The 6,072-nt window shown below is 64.0% G+C and carries 5 protein-coding genes; 2 read left to right on the top strand and 3 right to left on the bottom strand.

Features of this window, described 5'->3' with window-relative positions; all coding sequences use genetic code 11:
* Positions 1–768: hypothetical protein (locus VEK15_15635; protein HXV62131.1), on the top strand; the 768-nt coding region annotated here is incomplete at its 5' end.
* 244 nt (positions 769–1,012) lie between these two features.
* Here the strand turns inward: VEK15_15635 and VEK15_15630 are convergent.
* The 3 genes from VEK15_15630 to VEK15_15620 form a co-directional block, all read right to left on the bottom strand.
* Positions 1,013–2,449 (bottom strand): 1-acyl-sn-glycerol-3-phosphate acyltransferase, encoded by a 1,437-nt coding sequence (locus VEK15_15630; GenBank protein ID HXV62130.1) that lies wholly within the window; start codon positions 2,447–2,449, stop codon positions 1,013–1,015.
* Positions 2,450–2,517: 68 nt separating this feature from the next.
* Complete coding sequence (locus VEK15_15625; GenBank protein ID HXV62129.1) at positions 2,518–2,934, bottom strand: VapC toxin family PIN domain ribonuclease; 417 nt, start codon at positions 2,932–2,934, stop codon at positions 2,518–2,520.
* Positions 2,935–3,159: a hypothetical protein gene (locus tag VEK15_15620; GenBank protein ID HXV62128.1), complete on the bottom strand. Its 225-nt coding sequence runs from the start codon at positions 3,157–3,159 to the stop codon at positions 2,935–2,937. It lies immediately after the preceding gene.
* A 271-nt stretch (positions 3,160–3,430) separates the two neighbouring features.
* On the opposite strand from VEK15_15620, the gene VEK15_15615 reads away from it, so the two are divergent.
* On the top strand, positions 3,431–6,072 hold a 2,642-nt coding region (locus VEK15_15615; protein HXV62127.1), incomplete at its 3' end, for a protein kinase.

Genomic DNA, 6,072 nt, shown 5'->3' with positions numbered 1-6,072 from the left:
CGCGTCGATCGGGGCGACCGCTCGCTCGTGGCCGTCCCGGTGTTTCCTCTGCGCAATTTCACCGCCCGCGACATCTATATTAGAAAAGGCGACGCGATGAGACCGGCCGATCTGAGCGGCCGCCGCGTCGGCGTCTACAGCTGGGCCGCGAGCGGCTCGGTCTGGTATCGGCACCTCCTGCGCCACCTCGCGGTCGATCCGGCGAAGATGACCTGGATCGTGGGAGGGGTCGACGCGCCTTCGAAGGTCAGCTCCGTCGCTCCTTTTCCGTCTCATGTTCGCGACGCGCCCGAGGGCCGCTCGCTCGTGGATCTCCTCCTGGCGGGTGAGGTCGACGCCGTCTTCGCTCCCATCCCACCAAAGTCGTATCACCCGGTGGACGGGCCGCTCGCTCGGCTCGTTCCGGACTTTCGCACGGTGGAGAAGCGGTACTTCGAGGAGACCCGTTGTTACCCGCCGCAGCACGTGGTCGTGCTGAAGCGGGATGCGTGGGAGCAGGATCGCTCCGTCGGCCGGAAGCTCGTCGCCGCATTCGACGAGTGCGAGGCGCAGTTCCAGGCGAATCAGCACCTTTTTCCCTACGGCCCTCCCTGGCTCATCGCCGAGGTCGAGGAGACGGATTTGCTCATGGGGCGGGACTACGCGATGCACGGCCTGGAGAGAAACCGAGGGCAGGTCGAAGCGTTCTGTGAATCGGCGTTTCTCGATGGTCTCACCTCGAAACGTCGCAGCGTCGACGAGCTCTTCGCCGAGTTTCTCGCGGCGTGAAAACCGAAAGGGTGGGGGCGGCTAGACTTCGTAGACGTCTCGGGCCCGCTAAGAAATGAAGTAGGAGCCCGCTACCACAACACAGCGACGATTCCGGAATCGGTAATCCCTTGATCCCGAGTGATGAGCGGCAAGTCTCTTGTCGTTGCCGCAGCAACGATCGCCGCATCTACCGCCTCGCAGACGACTTCTGGCGAGTGAGGTCGATGCCGCCTTCTCGCGGAACCCCTCGTCGTCGCACCGCCTAGTCCGCCTGCGAGAGCCGAGTGAGCTCGTCGAAGAGTGAAGCGCGCTCCGCCCGCAAGGCCTCGAGCGCATGCGATCGCCGCCAGCGAGTCAAGCGAACCCGCACCGCGCGAAACGTCTGGCGCGCAAGCATCTGATAATGGAGTACGACGTAGGCGCTCACCGCGCTCGAGACGAAAGCAAGCGCTCCCGTCAGCACCGGCGCCTGGGAAATCTGAGGGTAGAGCCCCGAGAGCCTCGTGTGGCCCCATCCCACGAGAAGGGCGACTGCTAGCCACGTGAGCGGGAACGCCAACGCGCCCACGACCAGCTTCGCCGAGGCGATGTCCTTGGGCTCGCCCGCCGCCCACTTCGACGCCGCCCACACCAGAAGCCCCGCGGGCAGGTTCACGACATAACCGATGACGAATAGCGGCGGCAGAACGAAGTAAATAAGAAACGCCTGAAGCGCGATCCGAAACGCCAGCCCCATTGAGAACTTTCCGGTAGCGTAGAGCTCGTGGTCTTCCACACCGAGGGCACGCAAATCGCGGTCGTACTCACGAAGTCGCGCCACGATCCGCTCGACCTCTCGGGGATGGGTTCGCAGCCGCTCGTTGTATCCCGCCCAGACCCTTCTGAAGGCGAGAACGCGTTCTTTCATATCCGGGCGCTCGACAGTCTTCCCTCTTCGATGCGCGTACTCCGCGCGAAACAACTTTCGCGCCCGGTGCATCGTGTGGTGGAGTTCCCAGCTTTCCGTCGCGTGGGCGACGTTGCGCAAGCTGCGCTCGAGCGTATCCGTGAGCGTCCGGTAATGTGCTCGCCGCTCGTCCTCGCTCGCCGTTGAAGCGGGAGGGTTGGCAACCGGCGCTTCGAGCTCGAGCGGCGAATGAAAGATGACGAGCGCGCTCGACCGGAAGAGCGACTTCTGATCGTAGTGGAGCCCAACCGGAATGATGACCGGCGGTGGCGCTCCCGGAGGTGTCAACTCCCGAGCGCGATAGTAAAGTCTCGCGGCTCCCGTCTTGAGCTCCGTCAGGTAGGGCGCGTCGTGGCTCTGCCCCTCGGGAAACAGAAGCGCAAACGCCTCCTCCACCACCGCACGCGCCATCTTGTCGAGACTCTCTCGGTTCGCCTCCAGCCGCGCTCGCTCGTCCTCCGAAGGAAAATCCCGGCGGCGATAAACCGGCACCACCCCGAGCGCGCGCATCATCCATCCGAGAATCGGCCAACGAAAAAGCCCGTGCCGTGCGCCGACCACGATGCGTCCCGGGTACTGGCTCAGGATGAGCGTTCCGTCGAGTAGTGCGTTCGGATGCCAGGCGATGAAGATCCCACCGCCCGAGGAAGGAAGATTCTCGAGCCCCGAAACCTCGACCCGGCGAAAAAACACCTGCACGAGCACGCGGAGCACAGTGACGCTCGCGCGGTAGAGAGAAGAGCCTTGAGTCATCTGACTCGATCATCATAGATTCTTGGCCTCCTTCGGAGCAGGTCGATCGCGTTCAAATGGCTCGCTCGCTACGCCGGCAGGATCAGGAAATGATCGGCGTGCCGAGGCCGCACCGCGCCGAAGTGCCGCTGGTCGAGCGTCGCCACTTTCTGCTCCCCAAGCTTTTCGCAAGTGACCATGACCGCCGCATCCACCATACCCAGGTCCAGGTCTCGATACTCCGCCTGGAGATCGGCCACGCGCCTCATTTCTGCGATCGAGAGCTGCTCCAAACGGTACGCACCTTCCGCAATGTCCGCGAGGAAAATAGACCACACCTCGGCCTGCAATCTTTTGCGAATCCAGTAGTCGATCTCCACCAAGGTCGCCGCTACGACGATGAGAGGTTCCTGGATCTCTTCCAGAACATCCACACAACGAGCGTGCGCGGGATCGTCCGCGTCGAGAACCGCCAGGATGGGGCCCGTATCGAGAACGAGAGACACTTACTGGGCCGCAGGAAGGTCTTCGCGATCCACACTGTCCTGGGACACACCCGACCCGGACCGTCCAATTCCCACGTGCGGACGACGGCTACGACGCAGCTCCTCCGCTTTCTCCTTCAAGAACTCACCCACCAGCGTGGCGAGCGAGACCCCCTTCCTCCTGGCCTCCGCCCGAAGGGTCTCCAGAACTTCGTCCTCCGCGGCAATTGTGGTCCTTCGTGTCATGAGACGGATGATATCTGATTCATGAATCAGATGCAACAGGAGAACGAATCAAGCGCGCCCAGTTCTGACGAGCCTGCTACTGTCTCGAGCACGGTCTCGGGGTCTCCGACAGTACGCGCCTTGGGTGAGGAGAGCTTCGAGAAGTTCCGCGTTCTGAAGTCGGCGACAAGACCCATGATTCCGTCGAGCAGCCCGATGCGGGCGTGCGGCGGGCTTTTCATCCACAATACCGACGAGGTCCGCACCGGCGTCTTCTATAATCGCGGGGCTCATGGCGCTTCCCCCCGGAACCCGACTCGGCGAGTACGAGATCCTCGAGCTCATCGGCTCGGGCGGAATGGGTGAGGTCTACCGCAGCAAGGATCGGAAGCTCGGAAGAGAAGTCGCTATCAAGGTGCTTCCCGAAGCGTTTCAGCAGGACGCCCAGCGCCTCGCTCGCTTCGAGCGCGAAGCGCGGGTCCTGGCATCGTTGAATCATCCGGGGATCGCGACCCTCCACGGTCTCGAGCGAGCGGAATCTCTCACGTTCCTGGTGATGGAGCTCGTGTCCGGAGAGACGCTCGCTCAGCGAATCGATCGAGGAGCGGTTTCGCTCGAAGAAACGGTTCAGCTCTTCGCCCAGATCGCCGAGGCGCTCGAAGCGGCGCATGCCGTAGGGGTCGTTCACCGCGACCTCAAGCCGGCGAACATCAAGATCACGCCACAAGGGCGGATCAAGATTCTCGACTTCGGCCTCGCCAAAGCCTTTTCCGCGGAGGAGCCGCCCACCGACCTCTCCCTTTCGCCGACCCTCACCCGAGACGCCACCGGGGCCGGGGTCATTCTCGGGACGGCCTCGTATATGAGCCCGGAGCAGGCGAGGGGGAAGCTCGTCGACAAGCGGACCGACGTCTGGGCGTTCGGGTGCATGCTCTTCGAGGCCCTCGCCGGCCGCAAGGCTTTCGACGGCGAGTCGGTGACCGACGTGTTGGCGAACGTAATCCACAAGGACGTCTCCTGGGAGTCGCTTCCGCCCAATACCCCCTGGCGCGCCCGGGACGTTCTTCGACGTTGCCTCACGAAAGATCGAGAAAAGCGTTTCCACGACGTCGCCGACGCCCGGCTCGAGCTTCTCGACGCTGACGAGCCTCCGATGCCCGCGCCCCGCCCGAATCGATGGGCGGTGCCGTCGCTGCTCGGGGCTATCGCCGTCGGGGCCATCCTGGCGTGGCTAGTCGCTCGCGGCCTCGGGCAAGCCCCGGCGGGCGGAATCGAGCGCTTTGTCATCGCACCCCCGGCATCGGAGCCGGCGCTCTCGGTCGAATCCCCTGCGATCTCTCCCGACGGAAGGTGGATCGCCTACGTGGGAATCCAAGGCGACGAGCGCAAGCTCTACCTGAGGCCGATCGACGCGCTCGACTCCCAGGTCGTTCCCGGCGGCGAAGACGCGACGTGGCCTTTCTTTTCGCCGGACGGCCTGTGGATCGGCTTCTTCTCCGGCGACAAGCTCAAGAAGGTCTCGGTCCTCGGAGGAGCGCCCGTCGTCCTCACCGACGCATTCGGCGACGGCCCTGGAGCCACGTGGGGGCCCGATGGCACCATCTGGTTCTCGGGGAACTGGATCTCCGGCTTCTATCGGGTCTCGGAAGAGGGGGGCGAGGCGTCGCACATCACCGTGCCCGATGCGAGCCGCGGCGAAGTGGGCCACTGGTGGCCCGACTTTCTGCCGGGAGGCAAGAGCGCTCTCTTCACCGTCTTCACCGACAAGGGAACCTCATTGGTGGCGGCTCTCGATCTCGAGTCCATGACGTGGAAACATCTGTTTCCCGGAATGCGGGCCCGATATGCGCGAAGCGGACACGTCATCTACTACCTGTCGGGAATCTATCAGGCGATGCCGTTCGATCCCGTACGGGTGGAAGCGCTGGGGCCGCCCGTCCCGATTCTCCCGGACACGCGTGGGCTCACCCCCACCGGGGGCCCCCAAGCCTTCTTCGGCGTCTCGGAAGGTGGAATCGCGGTGAGCGTTCCTGGAGGAGGCTCGTTCTACCCGAGGAGCAAGCTCTTGTGGCTCGATCGAAATGGAGCCATCGAGAAGCTTCCCTTCGAATCGGCTGCGATCAATACCGCCGATCTCGATCCGGCTGGCCGGCGGGTGGCGGTGAGCCGCATCGACGTCGGGTCGTACGGCATCTGGATCTACGACCTCGAGGGAGGTAACGAGGAAAAACTCACGCGCGATTCCCACAGTTTCGATGCGCACTGGACCCCCGACGGAAAGCGCATCGTCTATACTTCGGCGCGTCGGGGCGCCTACGATATTTTCGTGAAGCCGGCCGAGGCCCTCGGGTCGGAAGAGCCGCTTTTGGCAAGAGACATCGACGAGGCGGCGTACGGAGTCTCCCCCGACGGCCGTTGGCTCGCTCTGAGAGAGTACCGAATCGAAACCGGCGAGGACCTCGCAATCGCTCGAGTCGATGAGCCCTCCGACATCGTTCCCGTGGCGAACACGCCATTCGAGGAAAACTCGGCGAGCTTCTCCCGGGACAGCGCCTGGATCGCGTTCCGATCCTTCGCATCGGGCCGCTCGGAGGTCTACGTGCAGCGCGTTCCCGACGGAACGGGACGCGTCAGGGTGTCTTCGCGCGGCGGGGCGAATCCCGTCTGGTCCCCGACGAGGGACGAGCTCTACTTCGTCTCGGGAGACGAGCTGATGGCGGTCGGCTACAGCGTTTCCGTTGACGGGTTCCACGCCGAGCCCCCGCGCCCGATTCTGAATCTGCCGCGAGGCCATCGCGCGGCCGAGGTCCTGGATATCTCACCCGACGGCCAGCGGTTTCTGATCGCCATCGATACCGGCGAGGACCCGCCACCCACCGAGCTCCACGTAACGAGGAAGTGGTTCGAGGAGCTGAATCGGGTGGCTCCGCCGAC

The sequence above is a fragment of the Vicinamibacteria bacterium genome, assembly GCA_035620555.1.
In the GTDB taxonomy this organism is placed as follows: Bacteria; Acidobacteriota; Vicinamibacteria; order Marinacidobacterales; family SMYC01; genus DASPGQ01.
Note: the sequence above shows the minus strand (reverse complement) of the source record. Positions and strands in the feature narration are given on the sequence as shown.